Origin of the sequence: Mucilaginibacter yixingensis, from assembly GCF_041080815.1 — a bacterium.
Lineage (GTDB): Bacteria > Bacteroidota > Bacteroidia > Sphingobacteriales > Sphingobacteriaceae > Mucilaginibacter > Mucilaginibacter yixingensis.
This window is the reverse complement of sequence record NZ_CP160205.1, coordinates 550,795-569,678: the sequence shown is the minus strand read 5'-3', so window position 1 is coordinate 569,678 and position 18,884 is coordinate 550,795. Positions and strand designations below refer to the sequence as shown.

18 protein-coding genes are annotated in these 18,884 nt (G+C 43.4%); 1 reads left to right on the top strand and 17 read right to left on the bottom strand.

Translation table 11 applies throughout. The annotated features are described in order from the left end of the window. Nucleotides 1-358 precede the first annotated feature (358 nt). From ABZR88_RS02485 to ABZR88_RS02475, 3 genes are all read right to left on the bottom strand, one after another. Nucleotides 359-706, bottom strand: coding sequence for a helix-turn-helix domain-containing protein (locus tag ABZR88_RS02485; protein ID WP_107831610.1), 348 nt, complete (start codon nucleotides 704-706; stop codon nucleotides 359-361). Between the two features lie 506 nt (nucleotides 707-1,212). Then, complete coding sequence (locus ABZR88_RS02480; RefSeq protein WP_107831608.1) at nucleotides 1,213-2,307, bottom strand: hypothetical protein; 1,095 nt, start codon at nucleotides 2,305-2,307, stop codon at nucleotides 1,213-1,215. A gap of 1 nt (nucleotide 2,308) precedes the next feature. Next, nucleotides 2,309-3,175, bottom strand: a complete 867-nt coding sequence (locus ABZR88_RS02475) for a hypothetical protein (protein ID WP_107831606.1) — start codon at nucleotides 3,173-3,175, stop codon at nucleotides 2,309-2,311. A 100-nt stretch (nucleotides 3,176-3,275) separates the two neighbouring features. Between ABZR88_RS02475 and ABZR88_RS02470 the strand changes: the two genes are divergently transcribed. Beyond that, nucleotides 3,276-3,533, top strand: a complete 258-nt coding sequence (locus tag ABZR88_RS02470) for a helix-turn-helix domain-containing protein (RefSeq protein WP_107831604.1) — start codon at nucleotides 3,276-3,278, stop codon at nucleotides 3,531-3,533. A 65-nt stretch (nucleotides 3,534-3,598) separates the two neighbouring features. Here the strand turns inward: ABZR88_RS02470 and ABZR88_RS02465 are convergent, their stop codons facing one another. From ABZR88_RS02465 to ABZR88_RS02400, 14 genes are all read right to left on the bottom strand, one after another. Beyond that, a complete protein-coding gene (locus ABZR88_RS02465) occupies nucleotides 3,599-4,747 on the bottom strand; it encodes a plasmid transfer protein (protein WP_107831602.1) in 1,149 nt (382 codons plus the stop codon). Between the two features lie 455 nt (nucleotides 4,748-5,202). Next, nucleotides 5,203-5,436, bottom strand: a complete 234-nt coding sequence (locus ABZR88_RS02460; RefSeq protein WP_107831598.1) for a hypothetical protein — start codon at nucleotides 5,434-5,436, stop codon at nucleotides 5,203-5,205. A 120-nt stretch (nucleotides 5,437-5,556) separates the two neighbouring features. Further along, entirely contained in the window at nucleotides 5,557-7,092 is a 1,536-nt protein-coding gene (locus ABZR88_RS02455) for a relaxase/mobilization nuclease domain-containing protein (RefSeq protein ID WP_107831596.1), read from the bottom strand. Beyond that, complete coding sequence (locus ABZR88_RS02450; protein ID WP_170113693.1) at nucleotides 7,082-7,375, bottom strand: MobC family plasmid mobilization relaxosome protein; 294 nt, start codon at nucleotides 7,373-7,375, stop codon at nucleotides 7,082-7,084. Before ABZR88_RS02450 ends, ABZR88_RS02455 begins: the two co-directional genes overlap by 11 nt. A gap of 496 nt (nucleotides 7,376-7,871) precedes the next feature. Further along, nucleotides 7,872-8,090 (bottom strand): hypothetical protein, encoded by a 219-nt coding sequence (locus ABZR88_RS02445; protein ID WP_107831592.1) that lies wholly within the window; start codon nucleotides 8,088-8,090, stop codon nucleotides 7,872-7,874. After that, nucleotides 8,074-8,466 carry a hypothetical protein gene (locus ABZR88_RS02440; RefSeq protein WP_107831590.1) on the bottom strand — a complete coding sequence of 131 codons (393 nt, stop codon included), beginning with the start codon at nucleotides 8,464-8,466 and terminating at the stop codon, nucleotides 8,074-8,076. The genes ABZR88_RS02445 and ABZR88_RS02440 overlap by 17 nt, the downstream gene beginning before the upstream one ends. A gap of 890 nt (nucleotides 8,467-9,356) precedes the next feature. Next, entirely contained in the window at nucleotides 9,357-10,355 is a 999-nt protein-coding gene (locus ABZR88_RS02435; protein WP_107831586.1) for a hypothetical protein, read from the bottom strand. A gap of 193 nt (nucleotides 10,356-10,548) precedes the next feature. Continuing rightward, entirely contained in the window at nucleotides 10,549-11,226 is a 678-nt protein-coding gene (locus ABZR88_RS02430) for a hypothetical protein (protein ID WP_107831584.1), read from the bottom strand. Nucleotides 11,227-11,338: 112 nt separating this feature from the next. Next, nucleotides 11,339-12,415 carry a type I restriction endonuclease gene (locus ABZR88_RS02425; RefSeq protein WP_107831582.1) on the bottom strand — a complete coding sequence of 359 codons (1,077 nt, stop codon included), beginning with the start codon at nucleotides 12,413-12,415 and terminating at the stop codon, nucleotides 11,339-11,341. 321 nt (nucleotides 12,416-12,736) lie between these two features. Next, nucleotides 12,737-14,020, bottom strand: a complete 1,284-nt coding sequence (locus ABZR88_RS02420; RefSeq protein ID WP_107831580.1) for a hypothetical protein — start codon at nucleotides 14,018-14,020, stop codon at nucleotides 12,737-12,739. A gap of 3 nt (nucleotides 14,021-14,023) precedes the next feature. After that, nucleotides 14,024-15,796 carry a hypothetical protein gene (locus ABZR88_RS02415; protein ID WP_146166615.1) on the bottom strand — a complete coding sequence of 591 codons (1,773 nt, stop codon included), beginning with the start codon at nucleotides 15,794-15,796 and terminating at the stop codon, nucleotides 14,024-14,026. Between the two features lie 11 nt (nucleotides 15,797-15,807). Further along, nucleotides 15,808-16,593 (bottom strand): hypothetical protein, encoded by a 786-nt coding sequence (locus tag ABZR88_RS02410; protein WP_107831576.1) that lies wholly within the window; start codon nucleotides 16,591-16,593, stop codon nucleotides 15,808-15,810. Then, a complete protein-coding gene (locus tag ABZR88_RS02405; protein WP_107831574.1) occupies nucleotides 16,590-18,101 on the bottom strand; it encodes a hypothetical protein in 1,512 nt (503 codons plus the stop codon). The genes ABZR88_RS02410 and ABZR88_RS02405 overlap by 4 nt, the downstream gene beginning before the upstream one ends. After that, complete coding sequence (locus ABZR88_RS02400; protein WP_146166614.1) at nucleotides 18,102-18,881, bottom strand: hypothetical protein; 780 nt, start codon at nucleotides 18,879-18,881, stop codon at nucleotides 18,102-18,104. Nucleotides 18,882-18,884 lie beyond the last annotated feature (3 nt).

Genomic DNA, 18,884 nt, shown 5'->3' with positions numbered 1-18,884 from the left:
GACAGAATGTAAGCGATCCCAAACATCTGCGATCTTACCCGTTCTATAAAAAACTTTGCATATGTCACTCTTATTACCTGTATTTGGAAAAGATAGTAAAGATCGATTGCGAGGAAGGGTTATCTGAAAGCTACATTAATGCAAGCCTGTTCGACAGCAAAAAAGACCCGGCCTTGCACCATATAGATTCCAAGTGCATCCGGCGTAGTTCTTTTTTATTATAAGGACAATGGTTTTGGCCAGCATTGCCGGTTTTATATATCGTCACCCGAGCATTGCCTGAATGATCAGCCAAGTCATAATTTATTATCACGTTCCTAACGGGATTTATGCTGCTGGGACCGGCAGCACGGATTTACTATTTATAGAGCTTACTTCGCGAGGTAATCTTTCTTTGGCCTCCATACTCTGAGAGGATTTCCAGACTTGTTTTTTGTTTACCCGACCGAACCCATTCATGAAGTTCAGTGCGACTAAAATATAATCGTTTCCCGGGTTTACTTACTGGTATCTCTTTTCTGCTAACCTTGGAGTAAAGCGAGGCAACGGACACTTTTAGAAACGCGGCGGCTTCGTTGATATTTAAAAACTCATCGTCGGTATCTTCTTTAGGCTGAAGACGGAGCAATAGCAGCTCTATCTGCTCTACTTTCTCAAATAAACGTCGTACGACATCGGGAAGCTCATTAAAGTTAAATGGATCCATGTTGCAAATTTTATAATTCACGCCATGGGCTTTTCGGTAGTTTTCCGGTAGTACCGAACATTATTTCTTAATGGATCGATCCGCTATAGTGTGTTATCCCTCTTTGCTATATCAATATAACTGTTCATGTATTTATTAGTTACGTTGCTGACTATTCGTCCAACTTTTAAATTATAAGTCTAACTTATTACGTTTGTCACTTTGTCCATAATTTCTCTTTGACATATCGTACACATTTGGCAATCTGCCGGTCAAGCCAGTAGTCTTTCCGTTAGTATGTTTTATACCGGCTGCAATAAGGGGAAATGCAGCAAACCACTCTAAAAACTCATTTGAATGTGTGCTAGCTAATAATAAGGAGCGTAGCCATCATGTTTGTTCTAAACACGACAAGCGAGCCGTTGTATGTTTTGAACATAGCCTAAGCTTTGCTCTTACTTAGTGAGGGAAAACAGGCACTCACCCTACGGCTGTACAAGCAGCCTCAAATTATTTATACCAAAGCCTTACTCTACGATCAGTGTAATACCGGCCTTTGCCGCCTTGAAAGCGATCAGGTTTTTTAGGCCGGCATAACTCCAGTTCCTCAAAATAAAAGTTTCCGTCTTTGCTATTTCTTCTTTTTCTTGTTGGCCGGTCAGAATTAATGTGGCCGCCTGATTCTTAAGGCAAATGTCTATCAATCGCCTGCTATATAAATGAAGCTTATGGGCGATGTAGTCCTTTTCTAAATGATGATAATGCTCTAATGGCTTCCTCTTTCTTTTCTTACCATGCCCAGCACGATTCATTCCTACCGAAGCCTGTACCCGCTGGCGCGCTGCTTGTATAGCCAATCTCCGGTATAAGAATTCTTCCTTACTACCGATGGTATACGTGTGTTTACCAATCTTAACAGTCAATGGGTGCTCCATCGAAAGAGATGCCTCTGCTATAATATCCTCGCGAAGCAGGTGCAACTCCTTTTCCCGAACGAAGGTCGCCAACAGAAAAACTTTCCTTTGTTCGACTTTCAAATAGCTGGTCGCCATCTTTAGCGTCCCTGAAGCCACCTCTCGCAGCAGATCCCGCTTATCGTCATAACCTGAACCGAGGTAAGTTTTAAAGGGAATGCCGAATAGCGTAAATGCAAAGTACCTCGCTTCATGGTTTTCATTAAGTTGCCGGATACATTCAGCACTGAATGGCATTGCTATTGAACGCCTGAAATTCTTTATAGATCGTTCACCAGTATAGTAAAGTGCTTTTTCCTGCATAAAAGTCGCGGCTAACTGATTATTCAGGTTATTATAAATACTGCTGGGCAATTCGCCTTTAAACTTAGCAGTCAGAATTTTATAAGTCGAGTTGGTTCGCGAGGAAACCAGCATACCGTCCGTGTCTTTATTGTGATCTGCAACCTTCAATCGTATACCTTCTGTCAAATAAACCATATCTTTTATTTGCTCCTGGACAAATTGATGGGTATAGATGAGGTTGGCGCACCGACGGCAGAGACCTTGCCATTCCATGAGCTTACCAATAGTCGCATATACGAAGTCCTTGTCTGTGCTATTGACAAGTATCTGCACTTTACGGGTAAAATGTAATGGTGCTGCCATATCATGCAATTAAAGTAACCGGCAAGTCGGAAAAACTATTAGCTGTCCTGCGACCACGGCGCTTGTCCTGCTGCTTTCTACTAACAATTTTCCAGGCTCGGACGTACTCCTGCTGTACAGAATTCAGCGATAACGCTAAGGTCGCTGCTATTTGCTCAAAAGCACATTTATCAACCGTCCGTAGGTGGTAGATACGGGATTGGTCAAAGGTAAGGCCATCGATGCGGGTGAATTGTATTTCTTGTTTTGGGAGCGAAACTGATGCCTGGAGCCTAGGCTTATCAAAACATTCGGCTGACGTTACAAGCATTGCTCTAGGCTTGGCCTTACCTTTGTCGAGTAACAAGTTTACTGTCCTAACAGATAGGCTGTAGCGTGAGGCGATCTGTTTTGAACTTTGTCCTTCTATAAAATATAGTTCGATCACTTCTTTTAAGCGACCTGCAAATAGAAAGCTAATTGCTTCTCTTGCTGACTTTAAGCGCTTATCCGATAACTCAACATCGTCCTCGAAAAACAAATCATTACTATCAGCAAGGTGTGAGATATTATCACTCCGTTCAAAATCATCAAGACGTACCATTTGTCTTTGAAAGCGGCTTGCGGGTTGTCGAAAATAGCTATAGCACCCCCACTTTACATTTTGCTTTACGAAGCGTTCTGCATGTTCAATGCTGGTGATTGTATCTCTGAAGTTCCATAGTTTAAGCAAAGCGTCCTGCACAATGGTCTCGACAGTAAAGGTGTCATTTAAAAGCATGAGCCCAAACGAGATGGCTTTGTCTTTCATCACAGCGTAGTGCCTGACGAAATCCCCGTCATAAAAATGACCGTTGTTGCCTTCTTTAGTAGTGAAATCAAAACCCATAAGTCGCATTTTCAACTACATCAAATCTAAAAAAGAAAAACGAATAGTGGTATATATACCCCTAATTATTTTTATATTAATTGTGTTATTGCTCTATCTAATGCGAGAGCTAACACACATAGAACAATATGTCATTGAGCAGGTCAAGCTCAAAAGGATCAGCAAGAATATCTCGCAGGACAAACTATCGATAATGATGGGGTTAAATGAAAAATTTGTAAGCAAAGTTGAAACCACAAACCGCGCAGAAAAATATAATATTAACCACCTTAATAAGATCGCTGAAATACTCCAATGTTCAATTAAGGACTTCTTTCCTGAGCAACCACTACCGGGAGAACTTAATGCTCATAAGTAAGACTGTTACTTATAAGAAAAGCCGCACAAGGCGGCTTCTCTACGAATCTTCCATCTATCAACATCTCAAAACATACCACTAACCACCTTTTTTCCCAATGAAGCAGCGGCGGCAGCATTTCTACCGAACGAGCTCGTGGCAGAACCTACGCCCGAGGTTGAAACTATCCAGGTCGAAATACTTGGTACAGTAAACATCGCAATAGCGCCGACCAAAAAAGTAATGATCACGGTTCCAAAGCTTAATATGCCATTAGATGCAAATACGGTAATCTCGGCCATTTTATTGGCTGTTACCCCACCATGTAGAATTTCCTGATAACGGCTGATCTCAGCTGTCATCGCATATTGCTGGATATAGGCCGACAACCACATGATTAAAAATGCGATAGCTCCGTACAGATTGACCGAAATAAAACGAGCTATCCATGTCGAAAAACTATCCCGGAAGGCAGGCAGGATGCTGACCGCAACAGCAAAAGGCCCGAGGATCACTAAAACGCTGGAATAGAACACTTGTAGAAAGAGCACAAAATAAGTTGCTATCCTGAGTATCCAGATCGCAAGCAATTCTAATAGCTGCGTGATAAGTAATTGCAAACTGATCTGCAGTCGCTGCTTCATTTCGAGTAACGGGGTAACAACGGTAGAAATCCCCTGCTTAACCGTACTGGTAACCGCATCCCAGGCTTCGCCATACCAGGTGTCAGACTCTTTCTCTGCGACCTGCGTTTGCGCCTGGAAATTGTAAAGACTGTCCGCCATTTCTTGCTGGAGCTCTGCCCGCTTTACGCGCAGATCGTCAGCAGCAACCTGCGCCTCCTTCCATTTATCCTGTGATTGTTGCTGGATTAAGTCACAGGGAAAGGCAATCATTCTAACAAATACATTCCACCATAGGATGATCATCGCCAGGCCAAAAGGACGTAACAGCGGCATGATCTCCAGCTGTTTGTCCCCAACCATCATCTCATAGGATTTAATAGCAAAAAAAACAATGGTGAAAATCGCGGCGAGGGCTTTGGCATCGCCTATAAAATCGGACCATCCGTTCCAGATAAAATCTCTCAAACCGGCTAGCATACCCATCATACCATCGTCATATACGCCGGCCCCCTGGATCATTTTGAAAGTTTGTCCAGCCGCACTCTCATCCTGCGCAAATACGCAGATGGTGCAAAGTGATAAAATCAGTGTTAATACTAACTTTTTCATTCCTGAAGTTTTTTTGTAATTGAAGTAGCCGGAATTCGTGCCGGCTACCTGATTCAAAGCTCTTGCTTTGCTATTCGTCTAAGGTTTCCGATATATACTCAGAAAGCCCCCTTCGACAAACGAGTTCGCCAGTAATAGCGAATAACCGACTCGGTGGCTCCTCTCCGGGGATCGCCCTTGATCCGGTAATACCAGCCTCCTGCATAAAGAGCAAAAAGCCCAATTGCTAAACTGATATAACCGAACCTGTACCGATGAAAATGAATGGCGGCCTCAATGGCTGCAGCTGAAATGACATTGGTTGCTATGAACCATACGAAAATGCCTGTTTTAACAAGTAAACGTCGCATACGATAAAAGTTAAATGTTAACGCCCCTGTAGAATTGACTCAGGGTATTAGCTTCCGGTTTTTGCCAGAAACTTAGTAGCCGACAGATTAACCGGCCCGGAAAGTCTACAGCCTGCGTTTAAGGCGATCCCGAAGATAAACATTGAGCATTTGCTCATTCTCTTCACGGGGCGACCTTTTCCGCATGCGTCTGTTTAGATACACCAGGCAAACGCCCCAAATCGTAAAGGCAATTACCCCATGTTTTACGATATCCATATCGGTGCCTTTGTAGATGGCAGACATCATAACGCCATAGGATACAACAGTGGTAATCACGAAGAAAATCAGCGTTTTCATAGTATAAATACTTTCCTGAATATAATAAATTAATCAATGGTTTACAAATTAACTGTAGCTTTCACTCATGGGCTTCGGCCTGATCCTTTGGGGGTGACGATTTGTTTCATTATTAAAAAATTAACGGGTGTTCGTTCTGGCTCTCTGCTGGCGTCTCCTGTTTCTCCCATTGATGGCTTCGTCATCGATATCCTCTGCTATCGAGATATGCAGATGTTGATCGTAACTGCCATCGTAATTATTTGAATCAGCAACAGTAATAACATTACTATCCAAAGCATCTGCTGCTTTTGCTGTGAGCTGGTCTGCCGTGATTCCTGCCGTTGGACCATGCTCCTGATCAAATTCAGGTCCTGTAACATCTTTGCGCTTGCCTGAAACAGGTTCAGCATTTCTTTCTCCGCTTCTTCCTGGGATAGTAATTGCTCCCGCCTGGTCGAGTAGCCCGTAGCGCTGCCTTGTCCGGCGATTTGTTTCGCTAATTGCCTCGCTGTCTCTGTTTTGCTCATAATCCAATTGTTTGACGATCTCCATCCATTTGAACCGTTCACCCAGTGCCTGGCCTTTTGCCTTAAAGCCTTCATGGAAATAGGTTATGCCGCTGACCCTGCCCGTGGAGGCCTGGTTGAATAATAGCAAAACACCTTTCATTTCGCATTGCTGGATGAAATCCTGCATACTCAGGCTTTGGCTTTTCAGGATAAGCGCCAGTTTTTCCTGCAAAAGCATTTTATCCGATGGTTTGCCCATGCGGATAGACATTTCAATCTCACCTTTTTTGGGTGCGCGGAGAGATCGGTAGTTATTCCGTTCTATCGTTACCTGGTTATAAGAGTTCTCCATCATAGGGTTACTTTGATGGCCAATTATAGGGTTACTTCTCCCCTCATTTTCAGGAGTACCGAGATATTTATTTTGCTGGTTGTTCCGCTCGGTTGTTATATTGTTAGGCTGATTGCTTGTTACACCGCTACCCCGTTTATTAGTTATCGGATTACGTGGCTTATCGGTTTCTGTGTTACTCCGATACATATTTACAGGGTTATTCCGCTCTGCTGTTATATTGTTAGGCTGATTCCTGGTTACATAATTATCCAGCTCATTAGTTATGGAGGTGCCTGGTTCACCGGTTACCGTATTACTCCGATACTTATTTACATGGTTATTACGCTCCTTCACTACATAGTTACTCTGTCCTACAGGTGTGAGGTTATAGCGATATTCCAGTGCTCTTACCAATTTTTCGCTCCGATTGTAATTATTGCTGTCAGACACGACACTGCCATCAAAACAGATCCGGTTAGCCAATAGATGAATGTGGGGGTGCCCGGCATCATAATGCCGGAATATCAGGTACTGATTGTTAGTGAATCCCATTCCCGTCAGATAGTCCAGCGCAATGTCCAATAGTTTTTCATTGGTCAGATTGCTGATATCTGCGGCGGAAAAGTTAAGGCTGGTGTGGTATACATACCTGCCTAGCTGAGGCCGGAGCTGCCGCATTAGATCAACCTCCCGCAATATGTTCTTTACCGCAACTGAAGAAAAGTTGGTGCCAAGTAGCTCGGCCCGCTCATGAGCTGCCTTATGAAGCTTCTTCACATTATAGTTCAATGCGCCAAGAAAGCTTTTACCGATACGTTGACTAGCGATCATATACGAGCTTTGCGGTGATGGCGTCCAGCTTTTGTTCCAGCCGGACGAGCGTCCCGATGAGTTGCGGGGATAAATGGCCACCGTTCGCCAGCCGTGTCAGTTGATTGAGGTTAACCCCGATCTTTTTCAGTTCGGTATAAGTATAAAGATCTAACCGTGCGGCTTTGGGTTCCGGGAAACGGCCTTTAAGGATTTTTTCACGTGCCCATACGGCAGAGCGCAGGCCGCAGGCGGAGGCAGCCTCGTCTATTTTTTTCTTTTCTGCCAGCTTCAGTTGTAACATGAATCTGGTAGAGCGTTTATCCGCTGACGAAACCTTGGGTCTGGCCATCGATAAAAAGGAAATTTACGTTGAAGTGGGTCGAAGCAACTGAAACGACCTCTCGGAATGCCCCAAAGGGACACTGCGGACGCACGGGCCGCATTTAGATGACCGTACAAAAGGTACAATCATTTGTCAGAGTAGCCAAATACAAATTAGGGGGTGCCCACTGACGGAACTCAAATATAAGTAATTTATAAAAGAAAATAAAAAATTATGCTGAACAAAGTGAGGCATATCGGGTCCGGGTATACCGGCAAGCCGTTTTGACAAAGTCGAAACATGGCTTGCTTTAATACAAAACAGTGTTTAGTATCCCGGTTTCCATCAATATAATATTGGCGGATATTGTCTTTTTTCTCTGGTGATCTTCATGGAAAAGAGAATAAGCAAATGTTGCTAACAATGTAATCATGGGGAAACACCAAAACAAATCAATATTTTGATATACAATTATTTACATTTCAAACCCAGCAACCAACGCCCCTTTTACCGCGCTCATATTGCTTCCCATTCGTTCATAGATCATTTGATAATGTTCACACAACAGTTTCAAAGCCGCCTGATACTCCGGGTAGAGATCATCCCTTTCTTGAGGTAAAGTACGCCTGATAATTTCTGACTGATCCAGCACCTTCAGGTATAGCTCATGCGAACGCTTATTGTCCTCGAGCATTTCGCCAAAACTGTAAGGGCGTATCAAAATAGATCCCGATCAGGTTATACTTCCAGTTTTCATTCTGGAGTTTGGTCTGGTAAGCATCCAAACGATCCATTTCCTGCTGTAAAAAACTAAGCGTAACATCACTCCGGTAATGCAGGCGCGTATGCCAGTAGGCAATATTCTTTTTGATCATGGCCATCAGTTCACCATTCATAAAATAAAAGTTCTCGCCGATTTCGGTCCTTTTGTTCCGGTAATCCCTTTGCAGATCCAGTCGTTGCCTGCGGCGGTCATTCATATAGCTGAACAGGCCTGACATCAGCTGTGTCAGTAAAGCACCGGCTAACCCGGCCAGGCCGGTGAGCCAGGCGATTTGTTTTGGTTCCATGTTTAAAAATACTAAAAAAATTAGTAATTAAAAACATCGAATCATAACATCGAGCTTTCTAACGAAAGCTTTGGTTGCCCGGTAACATTATTAAAAGACCTTTTAATTATCATTATTATAAGAGGATAACAACTCTACACTAATCGCAATCCGAATCTCAGTCAAATAAAAAAGTTCGCGAAAACATAGTAGGAATGCGCTTTTTTAAAGATTGCGCTAATTGCGATCCGAATCCCAGAATTACTATTATATTCACCTACAACAGTATGGGATAAAGTTACTTTTATATTTGGTGCATCAGTTGCCATTGATGTGGTAGTATTTATCTCTCCCTTTACAACCTCGAAATAGTGTATGCATTAATCGCAAAATTATCATTTCAAGTGTCCTGTTCTTTGTAAATCATGCAGCCATCTTCCATTTAATATTTCATTACGTATGTCCATTCTAAACGCTTTAGACAAAGAGTCATCATTCAGCATCTTCTTTAGAAGTTTACGTAATGACGGGTCGTTATATAGCTTGGCCACTTTATATTGGGTATCAAATTCGTTGAATAAACCTCTATTAAGTAAAGATTCGCTGATTTTATGATCCCGGAATAAAGCATAGTAGCTATTCAGAAGATCAATGTACTGATTTGTGGGCAAACTCGTCATTGAACACATTGCAATGATCTTATCTTCTAAGCTATGTTTTTCCTTAATATAATTTATGGCCTCATCTCTATATCGAATCGGATTGTAACCCCTCCTAAAAGTCGGACTTCTTAAAGGGCGAAAAGTCTTAACTTTAAACAGTCAACAATGAAGAACTCTATTATTACCGAAGCACAGATTGTCACAGTTAACTGCGCAGCCTTTCGGCTTTCAATGTACTGATATAGGCAGTTATTCTGCAACTTCCAGTTCGGTCTTATTATCTTCAACAATCCGAACGATATCTTTGATAATGGCGTTCAATGAGCGCATAATAGTTGCGACTTGTTCGCAGTCAACTTCTGTTTTCATTACGGGATGATAAATCGCGATCTTGTGATATTTACTGGTACGACTGCTAAACGACCAGGATATTTGGTTGGGATCTTTCTGCTGAAGTAGTTGTATCACCCTTTGTTTTAGCGAAGTTTTTACTGCATTAGGCGCCCCAAAGCTCTCTATCCTGATCATCAGCTTTAAGTCAAGTATTTCCTGATACATTTTAAATTTATGCCCTTGATAAAGAAATTCCGTCCATGAACGGTCGTCATTCAGGATATGTGCGGTGCCACCAGGATTATTGACAGAATAAATATAAAAAGCTTCATTAATCAGATATTTGCGGATCTTGCTATAGGCCGAGTAACTGCGCAAGTGTAGGCTAGCTGAACTATCCAGCCATGCGTCGTTGATATATTTCTCCTGCTTTTGTAAAGCTTCTTTATAATCCTCTGCGATGATAGTTATAGGAGCACCTGCTGGACTTAGACTTGCGAATCTTTCCAGTATTGAGATTAGTTCTTTGTACCCAACCTTACAGCTGCGCTGATCAGAGAATTCAGCAATGTCATCATAACTTTCATCACGGTAAAACTGGAGGTCCGAGGCACCCAATAAAATATGCACACCAGGACATTGTGTGAGTTCCAAATACCTCCGTTGCCTTTCGAGTTGAGCGTTCGATAAGTTGGACCACATCTTTAACTCAATCAGACAGATCATGTTACCGTCAGGATCTAGAATACCAATATCAAAAAGACTTTTTACAGGCTCTAAAACTACCTGGGGATTTTCCACTTCCAGGCCGGTTGCGGCTTTTAAAAATAAAGCATCATTAAAAAGGCACTGCAGAATCAACTGATGTGTTCGCTCAAACTTGAGTGAAGTGTTTAAAAAGTGTTTGAAAGGCATAATTCGGAGAAGGTTTAGTAAGCTGTAAATATATTAATTTCTGTTGGTACCCTAAATGGCGACCGAAAACAGAGCCACAAGAACTTATTGATTTGTAATTATAAAACTATCTCTTGCGACATGAGCAGTTGACCCAAGCAGATAAAGTGTTTTTGTATTATCAAGCGAGAATTACGATTGCGCTTTTTAATGGTCAAATCAATGCATTCAATTCGTCTAATGTTGGCGACAATACTGCGGACACTGCTCCATTTTGAAGCTGATCATAACTAACGACCGTTCGCTCAATAAGATCAGCAGTAAAGCAAAATTGTGGGTCTATTTGATGGTCGCGACCATAGACCAGCATCAGATATTCAAATAATGCTTCTGTATACATCCCCAGATCTCCAATATTAAACTTTTCAAGCCAAGTCACGAACCAAGCCCCGCCCAGCATCGCCTCACCATTTTGCTCAAAGCTAAAAACAAGCTGCGGAAGTATCTGTAACGGTACATTTTGTTTAATCAACGTGACTTTGGGCCTTGTCAGGTAGGTTAATGCAGTAGCCGGAGCCCACGCGGAGAGATTAAAATATTCATATAGGTGTAAAATCTCCAAATTTCGCTTATACATAATTTTGGAACCCATGTGATCTGCTGCCTTATAGCTGTCATTCAACTGACTAATTTTATCTGCAATAAATTGATTATTCTGTAATTTAAAGGCGTTGCTTATCGCGCTTGAACTTGAGATCCAGTAATCGCCGCCGCCATCACCGGAACTCATTGCTGGTGTAGTTTGTATTTGCCGAGCAAAACTCTGCCTGCGCCGATCTGACAATCTTCTGAATTCTGCTAGCTGCTTAATTGTTACATTTTTGATAATCATAATATATGGGCTGAATGGTTATACTTCCTGTTTAAAAGCTGCTTAAACAGGAAATATGGTTTAAAATCTCATCAATTCAAATTGCCTTACGATAAATCGTAAGGCAATTTGATCAGCTTTTAACTTTTTCTAGACGACCAATAACTTCTAATAGCAAATCACCCAATTGATAGATCCCGTCGAGCGATTTAATTTCATGCCGAACTTCTTTTTTCGTTTCGTCTAGGACCGCCAAGTAGTTTTTACTACCGTCGAGATAGAGGCGGCAGATGGTTTTGCGGTTATTATCGTCGAGGAGGATAGCAAAGTAGGATAAAGCGTCTCGGTAGGTAATGCGTTTGGCGTCGATATGCTGGCGTAAAAGTGATTTGATGATATAAAAGCCCTCCAATTCCTGTACTGTGGTGACGATACCCGGCCCCTGTGGTGTGTTGGCGGCTTCTTCAATTTTATCGGCTTCGGCGACTTCTAATTGTTTTTCCTGGTTAAGCGCGGATTTCAAACGCTCGTTAATAGCGTCGCTGATTAGCAAATTGAATGATCGTTTGATGATTGGGGCAAACTGTTCTTTGACTTTGGCAGTTAGCACGCCTGAATACACTTGCTTGGTGAAGAAAGAAACGAAATTATCTGATGGGGTGATCATTTCTTTGTTCAGTAGCACTTTTAATTCATTGAGATATTTGAGCTCACTGGCCGTGTTAGTGATGTTTTCTACATCGAAATAAGATTTATGGAACTTCTTGAGTTCGGCGATCTCGGTTTCTTTGATTTCTGTTATCGTGAATTCAAAAAAGGGCGTACTGTCCATCTTGTTCTTTTCATCGAGATCTGTGTAAAAGCGATAGGTCAATCCATTGGTCAACAGACCAAATTTGGCCTTGGTCGTATGGAAGTAACGAAATAGTTGAGAATTGTGGGGATCCAGTTTTTCGAGATGATGTTTGCACTCGATGAGGATCATAGGCTCTTCATCTTTCAAAATAGCGTAGTCAACCTTCTCTCCTTTTTTGATACCGATGTCGGCAATGAATTCGGGGTTTACTTCGAAAGGGTTGAATACGTCATATCCCAGTACCTGAATAAACGGTAGTATAAGTGCGTTTTTTGTTGCTTCCTCAGTTTTGATCTGTGGAAGCAACTTTTCAATGCGTGATGCCAGTTGTAAGATTTGGTCTTTAAAATCCATTGTGATTTGCTTCTAGTAATTGATTAGAATCAAAATTACTATGGGTTTATCAGCGTTTTTTCCGGGAAACCGTAACCGGCTACCAACTTACTTTGCAGTCACGGCATTTATAGTTTTTTGACATTTTACCGGCGGCAAAAACGCCCCACATGAGTGCGCTGCCGACTTTACTGGCATTGCTGACCCGCTCTACATTGTTGGAATTGCAGTTTTTACAGCGGATTGCCGTGGAAATGTTGATACCGCAATGAGGACATTTATCAGCTTCTGATGACGTCTTTGGAACATTCTTTACATTTAATTAAGGCCTTAATTTTGGATTTACAAGGTTTTAAATGAATAGACTGGGCCATAGGCGGTGCCAGCAGCATTTATGGCATAACCCCTAGCGTAGTAGGTGACGCCGCTGTTAAGAACCGACATCGTACCCGAAAGCGTTCCAGTTCCCGTGCCGCTGGTGAAAAAGCCGCCATTTGAAAGAGTAGGACTACTGCTGGTACTCCAGCATATTCCACGACTGGTAATAGTGCCGCCACCGTCAGCAGTAACACTACAGGATGCAAAGGCCGAATTTTTGGTTATAGTGGATATGGTTAAACTTCCTATCGTCGCTAGCTGTACGGGGCTTGTGGTAAAACTAATTTGTATGCCGTAGGCCGTTCCAGCCTGGTTGGTGGCATAAGCACGAACATAATAAGTGGTTCCTGGGCTCAATGTACTCAGTTGACTGCCATAGCTGCCTAAACCGCTGCCGTAAATAACATGGGCATTGCTGATTGTGGGGTTTGTGACCATGCTCCAGCAAAACCCTTTGGCAGATATGGTACCTCCGCCATCTGCAGTGGTGCTGGCCGATGCGATCGCATAAGTTTGCGCTATCGAGGTAATGGAGGTCGCCGATACCGAAGGAAGCATGATGGCTACCGTCGTAAAACTTACCTGCGAACCATAAGTAGTACCCGCTTGATTGGTGGCATAGGCACGAACATAATAGGTGGTGCCTGGCGTCAAACTGGTGATACTGCTGGTGTAAGCGCCTAATCCAGAACCATCGTTGGTCCTAATATTGCTGATGGTCGGCGTTCCTGTCGTATTCCAACATATTCCTTTTGCGGTAACTGTTCCGCCTCCCATGGCGGTAACATTCCCGCCGCTTTGCGCGGCGGTTTGTGTAATGCCGCTGATCGATGTGGTGGTGAGCGTTGCCGCCAGATAACCCATCGTAGTGAATTGCTGTTGGTCGCCGTAAATGGTTTCGTTTTTGGTGACCACATAGCCGCGTACGTAATAGGTAATACCCGGTGTCAGGCCAGATATATTTAAGCTAGTCAAGCCACTGCCTGCTCCACCAGATTGCTTGTTCTGCGAAGTTTGCGGTTTAGTTGTGGTTGCCCAGCAGATCCCTTTATCGATGATGTCACTCGCAAAACCGCCAGTGATTTGTACTCCCGTTGCAGCACTATTCTGGCCAATATTGGAAATGGGTTGGGTGTTCACAATCAGTTGACTGGATATATTAACTGGTACCAGTGGATCTTTGGAACAGCTGGTGCAAACACCTATGATCATTACTAAACCAGCCCAGATTTTGATGTTGATTTTCATAGCTTAAAAATTGATGCCTATGCCTAAATTATAGTCGGTATATTTGCCTTCAATGGAACTGGCACCTCCCATTATGTTGACCGCTCCGACTTTTAACATCAGGCCGGCTTCAAACTCTGCTCCGGTATAACTGTAACCTTGGTATTTGACCCAATCAGACTGATAGGAATAAGGGCTGTCATACAGATACCGACCAATGCCATAAATGAGTTCTCGGGTACCGTAGCCTCCGCCTAAATAAATAGCCACGTGCTTACCGCCAAGGTAGACGCCTCCTGTGTAAGCTGCTCTTTTGGCAATACTTTGTCCATTGTAGCGGTAATAACCAGTTGATGGGTAGTTGGCAATGTGAGGGTCACTGGTTTCATAATTAGCTTTCGTCTGATCGCCTGCGATCTTCGCCCGTACAAACCAGCCGATACGTTTGCCACCGCCCAGGGTAATGACATAGTTTTTTAAGTTATCGAGCCGTTGGGGATCATTAGCAACGACGCCACCATTGATAAAAAATATGGTCGTTAGTTTAATTGTAGAATTTCCATTGTAATGAGCAGAGCGGGCGCCAGATACACGAACCGTTTTACTAACAAAGGCAGACCGATCGCAATTGCCTTCTGCCCTAACGTAATAAGTTTCATCAGCAATTGCCGAGACAACCGTAAACGTGCTACCACGGCCAACCATTGTTTGGTGACCGATGCTCCCGGTATACCAAACCCACTGGGCGTCCGAGGCCAATGCACCACCATGAACACTTAAGGTCACTGATTGACCGTAACTAACACGCTCAGCTCCATCTACCCAATCGGCAGATTTAGATTTACCAGCGACTTGTATTTCATGCGACTGGCATTCCGAATGACCCTGCGGCCCTTCAGCCCTCACAAAATAACGGGTCGTCTGCAACGGGCTAACGTCGATGCTAGGCCCTGTACCAATTGCAGTGCCATCACATCGGTCTTGGTACCATCGCCATTGGTCTCCTTTAGCTAACTGTCCGCCGGCTACGCTAAGCTTAATGTTTTTTTCACCATTACAAATCTGTTGACGGCCCTCAATACCACTAGGCATCACACTTATGTCTGCTACGTTTACGGTAACTGTTATACATGATGTTGGGTATTCGCCTTCACCTCTTACAGCGTAAGTAGTGGTATGGTCCGGCTGAATGTTTAACGTTCTTCCGACTCCGATAAATTTACCGACACAATCTCCCTCGTACCATCGCCAAACGGTGCTACCGGCAAGATACCCACCATTCAGATTTAAAGTTGTTTTATCCCCTCGGTTGATGTTGAAGGTTCCAGTGATCTCTTTGGGTACCAGTGAAAAGGACGCCTTTGGCTCATAATTGCCAACTTCCGGTAGGTGCAATGCCCTGTTCACATCATTAGCGCTATTGGCCAGTTGCAATGCAAAAAAAATATTGCTATTATCGGTCTGCGTATAACCTACTCGTGTATTACGGTCGATCTTTAAGCTCGTTAGATGGGTTTTAAGCTGGTGTTCGCAATTAAAATAATCAAAGTGCCAGTTAATAAAGTATTCTCCATGCGGCTTGAGCTTAGTGATCCGGTAACGGAATTGAGAAGGTTGGGCGCCGGCGATACAAGGATCTTCGTTCAAAGCATATTCGATCTCTACGGTAATATAGGGATCTTCATAAAGCGGTCCTTTCGATTTCCAATTCAACTGTGCGTGAGCAGGCAGTAAAAAACAAAGGCAGCCAAGGGTAAGGATATAGCCGAGATAGCGATAACTAAAACAAGTTTTCATAAGATAAGGTGCTAATAGGTGTCGATAACTAGTTGCCCGTCACAAAGCATTCGGGTATAAGGATTTTGTGCCGAACGGCTTAGTACCGATTTGATTTCATAGTAATATTGTATCCTGTTTGCTTTGACCGGTCCGTCCTCAGTAAGCCTGAATTGACCTTGCTGAGGGATAAATTTGGATCGCCAAGCACTCCAGGCCCCGTCCCTTTGCATAGCGATTCGGTAATAAACCTGTACGCTGTCTGTCCGTGCATTGATATTGATATCGGCCAGTTGTACAGCACAAGCATCTTCTGGCGGTTCGACGGGCTTAACAGGCGGCGCTGGTGGAACATGTTTTGGCCTATGATGTGACCTGATGATAGGCGCGGAATATGCTTGGGTAGGACTCGTCGTAGTGGTAGTCGTGTCTTTGGCTATTGGCAATGACCTTGGTTCGACCGTAGTTAAAGGACTAGCGACTAGTTCCAAAATAAAAAATAACAGCATAACCGGTAACACGGTGGCCAAACACCATTTTAGAGATACTTGGTATTTTCTCCAGATCACTAATGCGCCAGCGCCCGCACCTAAAAATGCGCCGGCTAATAGCCACATGACGACAGGCGGATTACCCAGGTCAGCTCCCAAAAGGTGATCTCCCCAGACAAAGAAATTATAACTTCCTGCGGCCATGAGCTGATAACCCAGCACAGAAAAGATAAAAATAAAAAGGCCAAGCAGCACCCAAAATGGCTTTACGGTGGTGGTGTCGGTCACAGATGATTTGTTTATAGCGGCAGACGTTGTTGTTTTCATATTTTCTCTGCCTTTTTAATCCATAAAAATGAGCCCAATAAGCTAAGTAGCATTAATAAGAAAACCCAGTAAAACAAGGGCCAGTTATCGGGCAAGGAACGGCCGACTTGTTGATTGATAATAGCAGAGGGCAGCCCCTTGCTTGTACCCCTTCCTGCAGCGATCAACCAACGCATAACACCAAAAAATAAAGCACCAAAAGCTGCATATTTTAACAAATAAAGCACGTAACTACGTATCGGGAAGACCACGTTGATCGACACCGGCAAACTGATGTTCTCATAATCGGTTACGAGTTGCAAGGATGTCTGATGAAGAACGTTCTTTCCAAACTTCAGGGGGTCTATGCGTAAGGTCAGCGACGTACTGTTTTGCCCGGTCAGATCAAACAAGATGATCTGTGATTGATCTAAAGTGATCCCTGGCTGCTCTGATTCTAGCTGTATTTGTGCTTTCACGTAACCCAAAGTTTTCAGACGAACGTTGAGGATTACTTCAACGGTTTGAGTGGCAGGCAAAGCCAACAGTTCCACTTTTGTTTCGTTGAACGCCAACTGCGGACATATGGTGTCCGGATCAATTAGCAATAACAGTTGCTGGATCAGTGTATAATCTTTATGGTTATCCTCCCCTGCTTTTTTCCATTTGATGCGATTTATATTCTTTTGAAACGCGTCTTGCCAACCGGGGTATCCTTGTGCTTTAAACCAGATAAATAAATGGCCAGTCGCGCACTGGGTGAGTAGTTTTGGCCAGAAACTCAAATCCTTTTGTGCCTTAGCAACCAATTCGATGGGTGAATAAAAAAACTCACCGGAAATCGCAAATGGAAACGCCGAGTTTACGTTATAGATAAAGGTGAGGAATGCTGCTGCTTTCTTTTCGACAGGAATAACTGGATAGTCCTGGGGATCACGCTCATGTAACCAAAGGTGCAGTCTTCCTTGTCCAAAATCCGCGTAAAGTTGATCCATCAATGCCTTTTCTGCGAAGGCAGCATCAATCAAATCTGGCAGTTGACCAAACAACTGATTTTTAATGCGATAAGGTAAGCCCGGATTTAGCCGGTAACAAATTTTGAGGTAGCGTTTTTCAATGTCCGCTTCTGACTTATACAACAGGGCAAAAGCAATCGCAGTGTCTGCATCTGCCAGTTGATCAACGTGCGCTTTTAACAACGTACTATCCTCTAGATAAATTTGCTGACGAACAGGATCTTCGAACAGCACCTCTCCCAAACGTTTGAGACTATGTATTGTCGTTCCAAACAGCTTTACGGAAGTACCTTTGGAATTGGGCGGATCAGGGTCTTCTTCGGGGGCCGGGTCGGCTTCGCGAAATGCAGGTTTTAGAACGAGCTTGTAAAAGTCCTCTTCAGAAAGCCCAAACTGATCACATTGTGGCAAAAAATGATTATAGATCGATTCGCGCACGCGATCCTTGATCGGAAGCATTTTTAGATGCTCCTTGACCTGTTCCACTAACAATATAATGATCGTGCGTTCCACCTATTTGAATTCGATTTTTGCCTTTAATTGTATATGCCACTGATCACCGGCCTTAGTTAAAATACCCTCCTTTTTCATTTCGATCCGGCAACCTTTGAACGGCTGGTTTAATAATTCACACGCTCTGCTTAACATGCCAGGCTCCGCCAGCGCATAACGTTGTGCATCGATATCGTTCGTTATTTTATAGATCGCTCGGTCTTCCTGTTCAAAAATTTCAAACAATTGCTCTCCATCCTGATGCCTAGTGATGATCTTCGAGCTGAAGCCGTTTTCCAAGTCGGCCATTTTCGCATAAAAAGCCCCTTGTTGGGATAGGGGTTGATCGGAGACAATCGTAGTTTCTGTTTTTTCGGGTGTAGTACTACGCTCCCCAGCAATGGTCCGCTGGATATCGTCCCGCTCCCAGCTGATCTCCCTGGAGTAACTGTCTCTTTCAATATATTTTCCTTCTACAAGTTTAATGCGTTCGGCGAGGCCATTGAGATCATTTATCGTTGGCCGATCATCAAGTTTATTTTGCAAGCGCATAATCTCTTTTTGCAGCTGCCTTAATTCTGCCCCGGAATCGTTCCGTTGACTAGTTCTAGCGCGAGGCGACCGAAAGAGCTGTAGACAAATAGCTATGATAGCTAACGTTAGGGATAAACAAATTAGCCAGCCACTAACGCTATCAAAAAGCTGGCGCATCAAGCCTGCTTCATCTGCTTGAATCAATGGCTGTGCACACAAGACGCCTGGCATTAGTAGCAGCCACAAAATTACAATAGGTCGTTTCATTGG